Genomic DNA, 15,421 nt, shown 5'->3' on the forward strand with positions numbered 1-15,421 from the left:
CTTCGGGCTTTTTTTCGACTTTAACTTCGTGCTCTAATGTGCGCAGCGGGTGTGATTACTCATCATCAAGAGGAACCAGCTTGGTGTTGCCGCCATGAACTTTCTCACGCTGTCTTTGCACCAGAGCGTAGAAGCCTGGGATCAAGAATGTACCTGCTAGAAGCACACACAATAGACCACCAATCAGCGACACGCCGAGCGAGTTTTGGCTCACGTGCCCTGCACCTGCGGCGAAGATCAGCGGGAAGATACCCAGGATAAACGACCAAGATGTCATATTCACAGCGCGGAAACGTAACGTGCCTCCTTTAACCGCTGCACTATCGATATCAGCATCTTTTTCTTCACGTTCTTGCTTGGCGAACTCCACAATCAAAATTGCGTTTTTCGCCGCCAAGGCTATGAGCAAGACAAGGCCAATTTGCGCATACAAGTTAAGTGGTGTCCCAGTCAGATTCAACGCCAAGAAGGAGCCTAACGTTGCTACTGGCACCACCAAAATGATGGCTAATGGAATACTCCAGCTCTCATATTGTGCCACCATGAATAAGTAAATGAAGATCAAAGCCAGTGCAAACGCATAAATGGCTTGGTTACCCGCAAGTACTTCCTGATAAGCCATACCTGTCCATTCGTACGTGTAGCCCTGCGGAAGGACCTCTGCAGCAACGCGTTCCATTGCGGCAATCGCATCACCACTAGAGTAGCCCGGAGCTGGTTGGCCTTGAATGATAGCACTGCGGTACATGTTGTAACGCCATGCCACATCAGGCTCGAACACTTGCTCGTAGCTCACTAGCGTACTTAGCGGAACCATATCACCGTTCGAAGAACGAACATGGAAACGCTCTAGATCTTCCATGCTGCTACGGTGCTGGCTATCAGCTTGCATGGTTACGCGGAAGTTCTTACCAAACATGGTGAAGTCATTCACATAAAGCGAACCTAAGTTGCCTTGCAAGGTTTGGAAAATAGACGATAGCGAAATACCCAACTGCTGTGCTTTCTCACGGTCGATATCAACGTAGTAGTGCGGAACATTCGCGCGGAACGTGCTAAACGTGTAGGCAATTTCAGGGGCTTGGTTAGCCGCTTGGATCATTTCTCCCATGACCATCGACAAATCGGTACGGCTTCGCCCTAGCGTATCTTCAAGCACAAACTCAAAACCAGACGCAGCGCCCATACCAGGAACCGCCGGAGGTCCCATCGCAAACACAACCGCTTGAGGCAACTCTGTTGCAGCACGACCGTTAATACGCGCCGCGATGGCATTGGCAGAGTGCTCCCCTTGCAACGAGTTACGAGTATCCCAGTCATGCAGTTTGATAAACACAGATGCACCGTTTGATGCTGCTGCGCCTGTCATAAACGAGTAACCGTTCGCAACCGTCACGCCATCCACACCAGGCTCTTCACCAATCATGTTCATTAAATCATTGGTGACTTCTTCAGTACGAGATAAAGAAGCTGAATCTGGTAGCTGAACGTTAACCAGCAAAATGCCTTTATCTTCTTGAGGAACAAACGCTGTTGAGGTGGTTTTCGCAAAGAAAGTGACCGCCGCGATAGCGACTATAAAGAACGTCACGAGCAGCAAAGATTTCTTCACCAAGAAACCAGCGACCTGACCATAACGCGTTGTGATACGCTCTAAGCCTCGGTTGAAAGCCTGGAACCAGTTAGCGGTGTTGCCCCCACCCTGCTTCAATACCAAAGAACAAAGTGCTGGAGACAGCGTCAATGCGTTGATGGATGAGATCACAACCGAAATACAGATGGTCAAAGCGAACTGGCGATACATGATACCGGTGATACCCGGCAGCATCGCGACGGGTATGAATACCGCAAGTAAAACCAAGGTCGACGTGATGATTGGGCCCGTTACTTCTTTCATCGCTAGCAATGTCGCTTTACGCGGTGAAATGGTTGGGTCTTTCGCCATGGTGGTATCGACGTTTTCGATAACCAGAATCGCATCGTCCACCACGATACCAATCGCGAGGATCAAGCCAAACAAAGTGACCGTATTGATGGTGAAGCCCGTCGCCTGCATGATGGCAAACGTACCAATCAGAGAAACGGGGATCGCAACAACAGGAATCAACGTTGCGCGCGCGCTACCCAAAAACAAGTAAGTTACAGCAATCACCAATAGAATCGCTTCAATCAGTGTTTTGACTACCCCTTTGATCGATTCAGATACAAACACGGTTGTATCGTAGCTGGTCTCATACGCCATGCCCTCAGGGAAGTTTTTACTCAAGTCCTCAAGCAGCTCCATGACGGCCTGACCACTTTCTAACGCGTTCGCATCTGATTGAAGAGACAATGCAACAATTGACGCGTCCTGACCACGGAATTTACCGTTACCATCGTAGAACTTTTTGCCTAGTTCAACGCGAGCAACATCTTTCAGATAAACCGTGGAACCATTGGGATTAGCTCGAAGGACAACGTTCTCAAACTCACTCACGCTTTCCAAGCGACCTTTGGTCACAAGGTTAAACTGAACTTCTTGTGGATTGTTGTATGGTGCTGCACCTACACGCCCTGCCGCAACTTGAACGTTTTGTTCAGCCAAAGCGGCGTATACGTCTGACGTAGTTAGCTTAAGGTTGGCCATTTTTTCAGGGTCTAACCAAACACGCATTGCGTATTCGCCACCACCAATCACGTTAACTTCACTAATGCCTTTCGCACGAGCCAGCTGATCTTTTACATTCAAGTTAATGTAGTTAATCAAGAACTGATCGTCGTATTTGCCATCAGGCGAATAGAAGTTAAGGACCATCAGCAAGTCAGGTGAGCGTTTTTTCACCGTCACACCAACCATGCGCACTTCTTGAGGCAGTTTTGACTCGATCTGTGACACACGGTTTTGCACGTTTACTTGCGCCATGTCTGGATCAGTCCCGACATCGAACGTGACATTTAGGCTGTATGAGCCATCGTTCGCGCTCTTTGAAGACATGTAGATCATGTCCTCAACGCCATTGACCGACGTCTCTATGGGGTCCGCAATGGCCTGCTCGACAACTTCCGCACTCGCACCGGTGTAGTATGCCGAAACGCTGACTGATGGCGGACTTATCTGTGGGTACTCCGCCACTGGCAAAATCGCCAGTGAGATCGCGCCTGCTAGCGTTAATATGATCGAAATAACCAGCGCGAATTTAGGTCTCTGAATAAAGAAACGACTTAACATAGTGCCTCCTACTGCTTATCTTCAGCAGGTGTTTGAATGCGCACTTCTACACCATTACGCACACGCTGTAGGCCCTGTGTAATAACCGTATCTTCCTGTTCGAGGCCTTCTCGAATGATAATGCCTTGTTCAACCTGAGGTCCAAGCTCGACGTTACGACGCTCTGCCACACTTCCCTCAGCCATCACCATCACAAAGTCACCTTCTAAGTCAGTCTGTACGGCACGTCGTGGGATAACAATAACGTCTTTTGTGTTCTTATCTCTCAAGTTCACTTTGATGTGCTGACCCGGAAGTAACTTCTGCTCTGGGTTTGGCACTAGCGCACGCATTGCAATCGTACCAGTTTTGGTATCAATACGATTACCTAAGAAATCGAGCTTACCGAGATGCTCAAAAAACTGACCATTTTCCAGCTCAAGCTGAACTTCAACTCTGTTTGATTCTGCTGAGCCGTCGCCTTTGACTTGATCCATACCCATGGCTAAACGCTCGCGCTCACTCACACTAAATGAAGTATGTACTGGGTCTAAGCTCACCAATGTCGTCAGCACGCCAGATGAAGGGGAAACAAGATCACCAGTACTCACTTTGGTATCGCTAATGCGACCGCTGAACGGAGCTCGGATTTGAGTATAAGAAAGGTTAACTTCAGCAAGCTTAAGCTGAGCATTTGCTGCTTCTAGCTCTGCTTTCGCACCAAGAAGTGCCGCAGTTAAGGCGTCAAACTCAGATTGAGAAATACTGCCGCGAGGCAACAAGTTTTTACCTCGGGTGTGGTCTAGTTCCGCTTTTTTTAACGCGGCTTTTGCTTGTGCAAGTGCCGCTTTAGCGCTCGCGACTTGTGCTTCAAAAGAAGATGGCTCGATAGAATAAAGAAGCTGCCCTTTTTCTACCATTTGCCCCTCTTCAAAGTGACGAGCTTTTAAATAGCCAGAAATCTGCGCGGTAATATTGGTATCTTCTACTGCTTCAATGCGACCGATATAAGACTTGCTCGGTTGGTAGTCGATAACCGTGACATCCTGAGTCACTACGAGAGGCGCTTGGCCTTCCCTTTGGCCATTATTAGCTTCCCCGCATCCAGCGAGGATTGCTGTAGCCGCCATTAGTGCGACAAGTGGTTTCTTTTGCATGTATTTACCGTCTTTATAGAACAGGATATTGTTGAATTCCCATCAACCTTACTCCTTGCTGCAACTGAAAACTTCACTCAAAAGCCCCCAAAATGTTTCTAAATGTAAACATGAGAAACAAAAAGAAAATAAAGTAATTTAGTTAACAGTGATATTTAATGAACAATATACAAACAGCTCAATCATAACTATTTGATATACACTCTCAGGCATCGTGCATTTAGAGGCGCTAGGAAACACTAAGTGAGATATCGTATAAAGACGGAAAGTGAGATTCGGTGCTCAAGATAAGAACGTTTTATGGTTAAAAAGACAAAAAATGACGCCTTCATACTCAAGACCCCGATTTTGACTATTTTTTTAATATAAATGGGTTATCATTCAATTAATTCAACGCCTTCGACAGAGAGGATGACTATGATTTCTAAATGGGCAAAACGCTTTTACCAGATGGCAGAACTAGTGGCGTCTTGGAGTAAGGACCCATCAACACAAGTCGGTGCAGTTATCACTAAACAGAATCGCATTGTATCTGTTGGATTTAATGGCTACCCGCACGGTGTTTCTGACAGTGTCGATACCGATGAACGCGAGTTGAAATATCTAAAAACACTGCATGCAGAAGAGAACGCAATTTTGTTCTCAAAACGTGATTTAGACGGATGTGATATTTGGGTGACGCATTTTCCATGTCCTAACTGCGCGGCAAAGATCATTCAAACAGGGATCTCACACGTGCACTGCCCTGAGCAATCTGAAGACTTTCTATCTCGCTGGGGAGATAAAATCCAAGTCAGCCAAGACATGTTCGATCAAGCGGGTGTGAAAGTCGACTGGCTACCACTAGAAGACATTGAAATTGAAGACAAAGACGTACGTTAATGTTTCGTTTTTGAATTTAAAAATAGCCCAGATGACTCTGGGCTATTTTCCCCATTCAATCGACAAGAACCGCTCGACCTAGTCTGTTAACCGTGTTTTTTCGCGGTGATTTCAGCAATTTTGACGATGACAAGCACTGACTTCTCCATCATTTCAACCGAAATAAACTCATGAATCCCATGGAAGTTAAAACCACCAGTGAAGATATTCGGGCACGGCAACCCCATAAAAGATAAACGAGCGCCATCTGTACCACCACGAATAGGTTTTATAATCGGCTCCACATCACACGCTTCCATCGCTTGCTTCGCTAGCTCAATGATATGCGGGTAAGGCTCAACCATTTCTCTCATATTGTAATAGCTGTCTGTTACTTTCAGTTCTACAGAACCATGGCGTAAGCCCGCGTTCATGTCATCAACGAGTTTCTGCATAAAGGCTTTTCGCTCTTCAAGGCCCTGACGATCAAAGTCTCGGATAATGTAACCAAGTTCGCTTCGCGCCACGCCCATTTCTGCCGATTTTAAATGGAAGAACCCTTCGTAGCCTTCTGTTGTTTCGGGAGTTTGATCTTGAGGCATTTGAACCTGAAATTTCGCAGCCAAGTTCATCGCATTAACCATTTTACCTTTTGCAGTACCAGGGTGAACGCTGACACCATGAAAAATCACATCGGCGTTTGCCGCATTAAAATTTTCGTATTCCAGCTCACCTTGCGGGCCACCATCAATAGTGTATGCCCATTTCGCGCCAAACTTTTCAACATCAAATAAATCTGCGCCCCGGCCAATCTCTTCATCTGGTGTAAAGCCGATACAAATGTCGCCGTGTGGAATGTCTGGATTTTCTAGTAACAGCGCGACTGCAGAGAGAATCTCAGCAATACCAGCTTTGTTATCCGCGCCAAGTAATGTAGTGCCATCAGTAGTGATAAGATTGTGGCCATGTAGATGATGTAAATCTGGGTATTGCACCGGAGATAACACTTCATCCCCCAACCCTAGCGCAATATCGCCGCCTTGGTAATCTTCAATAAATTGCGGTTTTACGTTTTTTCCTGAGGCGTCAGGCGCGGTATCCATATGGGCAATAAAGCCGATAGGCGGCACCTCATAATCAACGTTAGCTGGCAGTCTAGCCATCAAGTAGCCATTTTTATCTAATGTCACATCACTTAAGCCAAGTTCGATCATCTCTTTCTTAAGCAACTCAGCAAACACAAGCTGACCAGGCGAGCTTGGGCAAAGCGTAACATGTGGATTTGATTGGGTATCGAACGTGACGTAGCGAAGAAATCTTTCAACTAAATGTTTCATATTTATTCTCATTGTTTTTATACGATGAGGCTTTATCAACCATCAGCAAGCTGACCTTACCTCATCAAACCTCAAGCTATGTTACGCTCTTAGCTCAATAAGAATTTGCTTTGAATCATTTTTTCATAAGAAAGGCTACGGCACATCCCCTCGTCAATTGAAGCATGAATCTAATCTAATAATTCCTCAGCTAGTACTCGCCACTCTTTTACCTTACCGCGAAAATGAAGCCATTGTTTATCGGTCATAGATTGAGAAATATCTAATGTCAGTTGATCGACCAGCACAAAGTTAGAATCAATATTTTTAGAAAGCTGCTCACTGTAATAGCTCTCTGGCTCGAACAACAGGCGCATAAATATATCCTGATAAGTGACAGCATTGGACTTGTTTTCGAACAGATATTCGAGCTCTTGATATATCGTTGCTCGATAACCTCTCCATAAAGGACTGTTAAGAGTGACTTGTTGAGAAAACGTTTGAGCTAATTGGCGCTGACTTTCTGATAGGCTTCCCAACCACTCTTCCATCCATTCTTCTGTGTTATCTAGAATAATTTCACGTATTTCATCTTCCGTTTTATCCGCATATTTTGCGTTTCGCTCTTGATAATGCTCTTGTACATTACTCAGAAATTCCCGTTCTTGATCTTTCGTTAACTGTAAACTCAAAGCAAAAAGGTCTGGTGCCGCTTTGCTTACCACTCTATCGTAATGCGCTCGCATTCTATCTCGATTTTCCTGCAAATAATTTAGGGTTACATCGCTCGCTTTTAATCTCTCAAGCTCTTTTAAATGATCGATATATAACGGTAACTCTTCTTTCTTATGCCATTCTGCTAACAATAATAAGCGTTCTTCGACCAAGACTTCTTGTTCACCTTGCAGAGAAACATAATCCTCTATGTAATCGATAACGAACCAATCGATATTGCTGTATAGAAACTTCTTCGTACATCCGGCAAGAAGAAATACGAAACAAAATAGAAGGCCATAACCAAGCACCTTATTAGATACACCCTGTAATTTAGTCACTTATTCGTATTCCCTTTTCTATTGATTAAGTTCTATACTCAACTTGTATCACTTAATATTGCGGCAAACTTACACCAGTGTGACAAATATTGATTGCCACCTTAATAATATATAGAGTTTGAAATTAACTTTTTGATCACAGCTATCCGCAAAAAAGTGAGTTAGAGCGCAATTATCGGCTAAAAAACACACCGAACGACGCTCCCTATAACGGCATATAATTTGCATGGATGTTTTTTGGATGGTTTATGGAGGCGAAGTATGGCAGCCGCTGAGCAACTTGATACCAGTGTAGAATATGAGATTCGATATTTTGAACAGGGGAAAATGCACTGCATGAGAGTCATTGCTGAAAGCAAAAAAGTGGCTTATCAGTACTATTTAGAGTGCGGTAAGCACAACAGTGACTTGTACTCTATTCGCCCAGACAAATAAAAAAACCGCCTTTTAAGGCGGTTTTTTTATTATTAAAACTACGATAAACAATTGATTCCATTGATTATTTTGTATTAATCTTCAACTGTATTATTTGATGTCGCCAAAGCGCTCAAGATAAAGAACGGTTGCCGCAGTACGAGAAGGAACTTGAAGCTTTTTAAGTAAACTCTTCATATGAACTTTAACCGTTGATTCAGAAATAAAAAGACGATCGGCAATCTGCTTGTTGCGGAAACCTCTTGCCACCTCTCTTAAGATCTGCGTTTCGCGATCCGTCAGCGTATCAAAAACGTCCTCTTGTCCTGAACGCTCACTCAAATACTTAGAAACTTCTTGGCTGTAAGCTTTGTCACCTTGATGCGCTTGTTTTAGCAACTCAACCAGCTCATCAGGCTCAGTATCTTTCAATAAATAGCCATCTGCGCCACTTCGAACTATTGCTTCTATGTCAGCAGGACTATCCGATACGGTTAAGATAACAATTCGAGCTTCACAACCATCAGCACGTAGCGCTTGTAAGGTATCGAGGCCTGACATGCCTTTCATATTGAGATCAAGAAGTACAAGATCCAGTTCCAGCTCATGCGCTTTCGCTACCGCATCTGCGCCATTACTTGCTTCTGCAACGACTTCAAACTCAGGCTCAAAGCTTAAAAGTTGGTGAATACCTCGTCGCATGAGTGGATGATCATCCACCAGCATTACTTTACACACTGTCACTGTTTACTTCCTTACTATGTTGGAATTCTAGTTTTACGGTACAGCCTTTGTTTATCGATGCTTCAATGTGAAGATCGGCATGCAGCCTAGCGGCTCGCTCTTGCATGATACTCATACCGTAATGATTTAATTTTTCGTCTTGATGTTCAAAGCCTATTCCATCATCGGTAACGGTTACTGTGACTTTTCCATCATTATCAAGACATTGAATGTGAATATTATCTGCTTGCGCATGCTTGATGGCATTAATTGCAGCTTCTCTTATCAACTGTAGTAAATGAACCTGCTGGTGTGCATCCAGTTCAGTTGAAGAAAGTCTATTTTTTAACGTAATGTCAGCGACGGTTTGTTCGTTGAGCGTTTCGACCATATCTTGCAATGCTTGGCCAAAACTGCCCTCTTTAATCGTAAGACGAAACGTCGTCAGTAATTCGCGTAGTTGGGTATAAGCAGCAGATAAGCCCGTATCCAACTCGGCAATGACTTGATTCGCCTGAGCTATCGCTTTTTCATCAGGCAAATTCTTTACGCTTCTCTTTAATAAAGCGACCTGAATTTTTAAATAAGAGAGTGCTTGAGCTAATGAATCATGCAGTTCCCGAGCAATGGTGGCTCGCTCTTCCATCAGTAGGATTTGTTCTGCTTGGCGTTGGGCTCGATTGTAATACACGGCACGCGATAAAATCTGCACAAAGTTGTCAATCAGTGCCTCATTCGGACAAGGTAACCCGGCCTTCCAATACAAATAGCCTAAGTGCTCACCGTCCAACGTTAGAGCCTTACTGTGGCAATCTTCATCACAGTCGTGGCAGCACTCTTCCCCTTCCATCAATATCCAGCTCGGTTCTCCCAATTGCTCTATTTCAAGTTTGACCGCTTTAATGCCTTCAAGACTTGCAATATGTTGCAATATGGCTTGGAAGTTATCCTGATTAATACGCGAAGCCGTTAACTCTTTCGACGAGTCATACAATACTTCTAAAGACTGATTCGCATGCTGTAATTTACGCGTTTTTTCATCAACCGCTTGTTCTAGCCCTCGGTATAACTTACCAAGGTCCGTCGCCATCCGATTAAAGGTTCGAGTCAGGATCCCCATTTCATTATCGCTGGATACATCAAGCGATATATTAAATGAGCGATTCTTAATTTGCTCGCTAGCAAAAACTAAAGCACGCAAAGGCCGTACAACTTCGAGGCGCACAAAATGAACAACAAACATACTGACACAAAGAATGCCGCCTAGCCCTAACCCACCAATCCAAGCTAAGTTAATCAGCTTTTGTTCCGAAAAGCTTTGCAGCTTAAATACAAACTCATCGATCTGATTTACAAAACCAGCCACTAGGAGTTGGTACTCCGCCGGATTATCTCCTCTCAACACCGACTTGAGCTCATGCCATCTCATAATAAGACGGTAGTAATCATGAGTAATGTCTTCTGGCACTGACCAGTGCTGGAGTGCTTTCATGGAAGGTGAATATATCGAATGTTCAAAGGCGTCAATATGTGAAGAGTAATCAACAGATTTAATCTGAATATCATGTGCCAAACGATAACTTTGCATTCGCATTGAGCCAGCAACATTGACGGCTTCTGCATCATTCAAGCTTGACGCTAACGTAAAAATTGCAAAACCAGTCGTAGCAACTGAAAGCAGCAAAATAAGAAGCATCGCGGACGCAATCGTGCGCGTCACTGACTTTTTCACATTTTTAAACAATCTGAGTTCCTCGCCCATTAACAACCCTATTTGTACGTGCAATGAACCCATTACCTTTCAACTTTATCAATATGTGATCACCTGCGACGGAATTTATTGATCCAAAACAATATTGCATCCCATTTACCTCCTAAGAGGTATTTATACAAATATGTCAAAAACTACAATTTCGTTAGTTTAAATGACAGTTTATTAATGAAAATTGTGGACTATGCTTAGTTTGGGTTCCAAGTTTCGAGGTGACTAAGTGGTAGACCTTTCCAGAAGAAGACTCTTTGCAAGAAAAGCGCACCCCGACAACGCCGTACGTTTGCCTTGGTTAACCAAGCCAGAACAGTTTACGGACGATTGCACTCGCTGCGGTAAATGCATTGAGGCCTGCGAAACAAAGATTATAACTAAAAGTGATGGCGGATTCCCTTCGGTCGATTTTTCTATTGATGAATGCACATTTTGTTATCAGTGTGCAGACGCCTGTCCTGAGCCCCTTTTCTTGCCAAAAACAGAGCAACCTTGGCAAGCGAAAGCAAGCATCAACGATAGCTGCTTAGCAAAACAAAATGTCGAATGCCGGAGCTGTGGGGATATGTGCGACCCGATGGCAATTCAGTTCAAATTAGAGCTGGGGAAAGTAGCACAACCCAATTTAGACCTTGATGAGTGTAACGGCTGCGGCGCCTGTGTTTCAGTGTGCCCAACTTCATCCATCAATGTGAGCAATATAACAGCCTAAGTCGTATGTCGTCGGCCAAAGGCAATAAATGAGAGAGCTATATGTCACTAAATGAAGTGCATATTTCAAGTTTGGTAGTACATGTACTGCCGGAACATCTGGACGAAATCAAACAACAGATCGAAGCACATGAAAATGCGGAAATCTATGGTGATAGTCCAGAAGGCAAGATTATCGTCGTGCTTGAAACCGAGAACCAAGGTTTTATCACAGACACTATCGATGCCATTAACAATTTACCGAATGTCTTGAGCACGGTATTGGTTTATCACCAAATCGAAACTGGGCTTGAAGAAACGGATGAAGAAGACACTGGAACACAACATTCCCAAATCGAGGGTGAAGTATGAAAATGACAAGACGTGCGTTTGTGAAAGCAAACGCGGCTGCATCAGCTGCTGCTGTCGCAGGTGTGACACTACCAGCATCTGCAGCCAACCTGATTGCAAGCTCTGATCAAACCAAAATCACATGGGACAAAGCACCTTGTCGTTTCTGTGGTACAGGCTGTTCTGTTCTTGTTGGTACTCAAAATGGCAAAGTGGTAGCAACACAGGGTGACCCAGAAGCACCAGTAAACAAAGGCCTAAACTGTATTAAAGGCTACTTCCTTTCTAAGATCATGTACGGTCAAGACCGTCTGACTCAGCCGATGCTGAGAATGAAAGATGGCAAATTCCACAAAGACGGTGAATTTACACCTATCTCTTGGGATGACGCTTTCGACATCATGGCTGAGAAATGGAAAGCTTCCCTCGAGAAAAAAGGTCCAACAAGCGTAGGTATGTTTGGCTCAGGCCAATGGACAGTAATGGAAGGCTACGCTGCGTCAAAGCTAATGAAAGCTGGCTTCCGTTCAAACAACATTGATCCAAACGCTCGTCACTGTATGGCTTCTGCTGTAGTTGGCTTTATGCGCGCATTCGGTATCGATGAGCCGATGGGGTGTTACGATGACTTTGAGAACGCAGACGCTTTCGTTCTATGGGGCTCGAACATGGCAGAGATGCACCCTGTTCTATGGACTCGTATTACTGACCGTCGCCTAAGTCACCCTCACGTTAAAGTGAACGTGCTTTCTACTTACTACCACCGTTCATTTGAGTTGGCAGATCACGGCTACATTTTTAATCCACAGTCTGACCTAGCGATTGCTAACTTCATCGCGAACTACATCATCGAAAACGATGCGGTAAACTGGGACTTCGTAAACAAGCACACCAACTTCACTCAAGCAGATACCGACATCGGTTACGGCCTACGTGACGATGATCCGCTACAAAAAGCAGCGAAGAATCCTAACTCAGGCAAACTAACGTCTATCTCTTTCGAAGAGTACAAAAAGTCTGTTGCACCTTACACCGCTGAGAAAGCCTCTGAAATCTCTGGTGTTGAAAAAGAGAAGCTTATCGAGCTTGCGAAGCAATACGCCAATCCAAATACAAAAGTAATGTCACTTTGGACAATGGGTATGAACCAACATACTCGTGGCGTGTGGATGAATAACTTGGTTTACAACATCCACCTACTAACCGGTAAGATCTCGACTCCGGGTAACAGCCCATTCTCACTAACGGGTCAACCATCTGCGTGTGGTACGGCTCGTGAGGTTGGTACTTTCGCTCACCGTCTACCTGCAGACATGGTAGTAGCTAACCCGAAACACCGTAAGATTGCGGAAGACATCTGGAAACTGCCAGAAGGTACGATTCCACCAAAACCTGGCTTCCACGCCGTATTGCAAGATCGCATGTTGAATGATGGTGTTCTGAACTGTTACTGGGTTCAATGTAACAACAACATGCAAGCGGGTCCAAACATCAACACTGAACGTCTTCCAGGTTACCGCAACCCTGAAAACTTCATCGTTGTGTCTGACCCATACCCAACAGCGACAGCGCAAGCAGCAGACCTTATTCTTCCAACAGCAATGTGGATTGAGAAAGAAGGTGCTTACGGTAACGCAGAGCGTCGTACTCAAGCTTGGTACCAACAGGTGGGCACGGTCGGTCAGGCAAAATCTGACCTGTGGCAGCTAATGGAGTTCTCGAAACGCTTCAAAATGGAAGAAGTGTGGCCTGAAGAGCTGCTAGCGAAAGCGCCTCAGTACCGTGGTAAAACCATGTACGACGTACTATACCGCAATGGTAATGTCGACAAGTTCCCTATCGAAGAAGCTCGCGAATTGAATGACGATGCCCACCACTTCGGTTTCTATGTTCAAAAAGGTCTGTTTGAGGAATACGCAACATTTGGCCGTGGTCACGGGCATGATTTAGCACCATACGACCGTTACCATGAAGTGCGTGGTCTACGTTGGCCAGTTGTTGATGGTAAGGAAACACAATGGCGCTTTAAAGAAGGTTCTGACCCATACGCAAAAGAAGGTTCTGGTTGGGATTTCTACGGCAATGCTGACGGCAAAGCGAAGATTATCTCTGCACCATATGAAGCGCCACCAGAAGTGCCAAACGATGAGTTTGATATGTGGCTATGTACTGGTCGTGTTCTTGAACATTGGCACACAGGCACCATGACTCGTCGTGTACCTGAGCTATACAAAGCAGTACCAGACGCAGTGTGTTACATGCACCCTGAAGACGCAAAAGCGCGTAACGTTCGTCGTGGTGAAGAAGTACTCATGGCAAACAAACGCGGCGAAGTACGCGTTCGTGTTGAAACTCGCGGTCGTAACCGTCCGCCAAAAGGTTTGGTATTCGTACCGTTCTTTGATGCACGTATTTTGATTAACAAGCTCATCCTAGATGCGACTGACCCACTGTCTAAACAGACAGACTTTAAGAAGTGTCCAGTCAAAATCACTAAGATTGCTTAACCTTCAGATACCGAATGCTACGGCCGTCACTATGGCGGCCTAATAAAGAATTTAAGCCATAAAGGCGGAGATGAAATGATGAAAAAATTACTTGTCGCACTTTTATCTGTAGGTGCTTTAGTGACAGGCATTGCGCAAGCTGAGTTAGATAATCCAGGTGGCATTGGTGGTCTAGAGTCTCTACGTGGAATGTCTCAATTGGAAGACACACGCCCAGCAGATGAGTTCAAAGACTTCCCTAAAGACCAGATTGTTGAAGATAGCTTTGTTTATCAACCACCGTTGATCCCACACAGCATCCGTCACTACGAAGTATCGTTAAATGCTAACAAGTGTCTTGCGTGCCACAGCTGGAAAAATGCAAAAGAGTCAGGCGCGACTAAAATTAGCGTAACGCACTATGTAAACCGAGAAGATGCTGTATTGGCGGATATGTCTCCTCGTCGTTACTTCTGTTTGCAATGCCACGTGCCACAAACTAATGCTAAGCCACTAGTTGAAAACAAGTTCGAGGCAGTTGATTCGCTTCAGTAATTGAAACGCGAGTACGAAGAGGTTATTTATGAAAATACTTAAAGCGTTTTGGAAAAGACTGAAGAACCCAAGTAAAGCTGCCGCTGGTGTGGTTTTGTTCTTAGGTTTTGCTGGCGGTCTTTTATTTTGGGGCGCATTCAACACAGGTATGGAGGCAACCAACACAGAAGAGTTCTGTTCTGGCTGTCACGCACCAATCGTTGCTGAAATTCAAGAAACAATTCACTACTCTAACCGTTCTGGTGTTCGTGCCATCTGCTCAGACTGTCACGTTCCTCATGAATGGACAGATAAGATCGTTCGTAAAGTACAAGCATCCAAAGAGCTATTCGCTCACTATGTTCTGCGTACTATCGATACACCAGAGAAGTTCCAAGAGCGTCGAGGACACCTTGCTGAGCGAGAGTGGGCGCGAATGAAAAAGAATGACTCTCTTGAGTGTCGTAACTGTCACGAGTTTGATTACATGGATTACTCTCAACAAGGCTCACGAGCAGCGGAGCAGCACTCTACTGCGCTAGCTTCTGGAGAGAAAACCTGCGTAGATTGTCACAAAGGCATCGCGCACAAACTACCGGACATGAGCGGCGTTGAAGGCTGGCACTAAGGAGACTTACCATGAGTACTTTAGAATCTGTAATTTGGCATATCCTTGGCTATAGCGCCATGCCTGTGATTATTCTTTCCGGCTTTGTGGCAGTAGCAGCAATCTCTCTCTGGCTGCTGTCATTTGGTAAGGATAAAGAGGTGTAACGTAACGCACCTCTACCCGTCAACTTGCCTATTTGTTGACACTAAGCGCTGAGTATCTACTCGGCGCCTTTTTATTCACCGTCACTTTCGGCCCAAAATGTCCTCAAC

General features: G+C 44.9%; 14 protein-coding genes. 8 read left to right on the top strand and 6 right to left on the bottom strand.

From position 1 onward, the window contains the following. Positions 1-55: 55 nt before the first annotated feature. Positions 56-3,208 (bottom strand): multidrug efflux RND transporter permease subunit VmeZ, encoded by a 3,153-nt coding sequence (vmeZ, locus tag J8Z23_RS18930; RefSeq protein ID WP_046875892.1) that lies wholly within the window; start codon positions 3,206-3,208, stop codon positions 56-58. Between the two features lie 8 nt (positions 3,209-3,216). Further along, complete coding sequence (gene vmeY, locus J8Z23_RS18935) at positions 3,217-4,344, bottom strand: multidrug efflux RND transporter periplasmic adaptor subunit VmeY (protein WP_434635753.1); 1,128 nt, start codon at positions 4,342-4,344, stop codon at positions 3,217-3,219. A 417-nt stretch (positions 4,345-4,761) separates the two neighbouring features. On the opposite strand from vmeY, the gene J8Z23_RS18940 reads away from it, so the two are divergent. Beyond that, a complete protein-coding gene (locus J8Z23_RS18940) occupies positions 4,762-5,226 on the top strand; it encodes a dCMP deaminase family protein (protein ID WP_005373515.1) in 465 nt (154 codons plus the stop codon). 86 nt (positions 5,227-5,312) lie between these two features. On the opposite strand, the gene pepT is transcribed toward J8Z23_RS18940, so the two are convergent. Both pepT and J8Z23_RS18950 read right to left on the bottom strand, forming a co-directional pair. Further along, positions 5,313-6,542: a peptidase T gene (pepT, locus tag J8Z23_RS18945; protein WP_434635754.1), complete on the bottom strand. Its 1,230-nt coding sequence runs from the start codon at positions 6,540-6,542 to the stop codon at positions 5,313-5,315. Between the two features lie 170 nt (positions 6,543-6,712). Beyond that, a complete protein-coding gene (locus tag J8Z23_RS18950; RefSeq protein WP_434635755.1) occupies positions 6,713-7,576 on the bottom strand; it encodes a DUF6279 family lipoprotein in 864 nt (287 codons plus the stop codon). Positions 7,577-7,837: 261 nt separating this feature from the next. Between J8Z23_RS18950 and J8Z23_RS18955 the strand changes: the two genes are divergently transcribed. After that, entirely contained in the window at positions 7,838-8,011 is a 174-nt protein-coding gene (locus tag J8Z23_RS18955) for a hypothetical protein (RefSeq protein ID WP_005373524.1), read from the top strand. 90 nt (positions 8,012-8,101) lie between these two features. Here J8Z23_RS18955 and J8Z23_RS18960 read toward each other — a convergent pair whose 3' ends face one another. Further along, entirely contained in the window at positions 8,102-8,734 is a 633-nt protein-coding gene (locus J8Z23_RS18960) for a response regulator (RefSeq protein WP_005398453.1), read from the bottom strand. Further along, a complete protein-coding gene (narQ, locus tag J8Z23_RS18965) occupies positions 8,721-10,457 on the bottom strand; it encodes a nitrate/nitrite two-component system sensor histidine kinase NarQ (protein ID WP_258634976.1) in 1,737 nt (578 codons plus the stop codon). The genes J8Z23_RS18960 and narQ overlap by 14 nt, the downstream gene beginning before the upstream one ends. A 247-nt stretch (positions 10,458-10,704) precedes the next feature. On the opposite strand from narQ, the gene napF reads away from it, so the two are divergent. The 6 genes from napF (at position 10,705) to J8Z23_RS18995 (ending at position 15,313) form a co-directional block, all read left to right on the top strand. Beyond that, a complete protein-coding gene (gene napF, locus J8Z23_RS18970) occupies positions 10,705-11,190 on the top strand; it encodes a ferredoxin-type protein NapF (protein WP_005398455.1) in 486 nt (161 codons plus the stop codon). Between the two features lie 41 nt (positions 11,191-11,231). Beyond that, positions 11,232-11,540, top strand: coding sequence for a chaperone NapD (locus J8Z23_RS18975; protein WP_005398456.1), 309 nt, complete (start codon positions 11,232-11,234; stop codon positions 11,538-11,540). Beyond that, positions 11,537-14,026 carry a periplasmic nitrate reductase subunit alpha gene (gene napA, locus J8Z23_RS18980; protein WP_006741149.1) on the top strand — a complete coding sequence of 830 codons (2,490 nt, stop codon included), beginning with the start codon at positions 11,537-11,539 and terminating at the stop codon, positions 14,024-14,026. The genes J8Z23_RS18975 and napA overlap by 4 nt, the downstream gene beginning before the upstream one ends. 78 nt (positions 14,027-14,104) lie before the next feature. Beyond that, a complete protein-coding gene (locus J8Z23_RS18985) occupies positions 14,105-14,560 on the top strand; it encodes a nitrate reductase cytochrome c-type subunit (RefSeq protein ID WP_031780699.1) in 456 nt (151 codons plus the stop codon). 28 nt (positions 14,561-14,588) lie between these two features. Beyond that, positions 14,589-15,167: a NapC/NirT family cytochrome c gene (locus J8Z23_RS18990; protein WP_005398274.1), complete on the top strand. Its 579-nt coding sequence runs from the start codon at positions 14,589-14,591 to the stop codon at positions 15,165-15,167. A gap of 11 nt (positions 15,168-15,178) precedes the next feature. Next, positions 15,179-15,313 carry a TIGR02808 family protein gene (locus J8Z23_RS18995; RefSeq protein WP_005373546.1) on the top strand — a complete coding sequence of 45 codons (135 nt, stop codon included), beginning with the start codon at positions 15,179-15,181 and terminating at the stop codon, positions 15,311-15,313. Positions 15,314-15,421: the final 108 nt, after the last annotated feature.

The organism is Vibrio sp. SCSIO 43086 (assembly GCF_051132235.1).
Taxonomy (GTDB): Bacteria; Pseudomonadota; Gammaproteobacteria; order Enterobacterales; family Vibrionaceae; genus Vibrio; species Vibrio diabolicus.

Coding starts and splice junctions, on each gene's coding strand:
- vmeZ (WP_046875892.1), bottom strand. CDS start 3,208: ATGTTAAGTCGTTTCTTTATTCAGAGACCTAAATTCGCGCTGGTTATT.
- vmeY (WP_434635753.1), bottom strand. CDS start 4,344: ATGCAAAAGAAACCACTTGTCGCACTAATGGCGGCTACAGCAATCCTC.
- J8Z23_RS18940 (WP_005373515.1), top strand. CDS start 4,762: ATGATTTCTAAATGGGCAAAACGCTTTTACCAGATGGCAGAACTAGTG.
- pepT (WP_434635754.1), bottom strand. CDS start 6,542: ATGAAACATTTAGTTGAAAGATTTCTTCGCTACGTCACGTTCGATACC.
- J8Z23_RS18955 (WP_005373524.1), top strand. CDS start 7,838: ATGGCAGCCGCTGAGCAACTTGATACCAGTGTAGAATATGAGATTCGA.
- J8Z23_RS18975 (WP_005398456.1), top strand. CDS start 11,232: ATGTCACTAAATGAAGTGCATATTTCAAGTTTGGTAGTACATGTACTG.
- napA (WP_006741149.1), top strand. CDS start 11,537: ATGAAAATGACAAGACGTGCGTTTGTGAAAGCAAACGCGGCTGCATCA.
- J8Z23_RS18985 (WP_031780699.1), top strand. CDS start 14,105: ATGAAAAAATTACTTGTCGCACTTTTATCTGTAGGTGCTTTAGTGACA.
- J8Z23_RS18990 (WP_005398274.1), top strand. CDS start 14,589: ATGAAAATACTTAAAGCGTTTTGGAAAAGACTGAAGAACCCAAGTAAA.
- J8Z23_RS18995 (WP_005373546.1), top strand. CDS start 15,179: ATGAGTACTTTAGAATCTGTAATTTGGCATATCCTTGGCTATAGCGCC.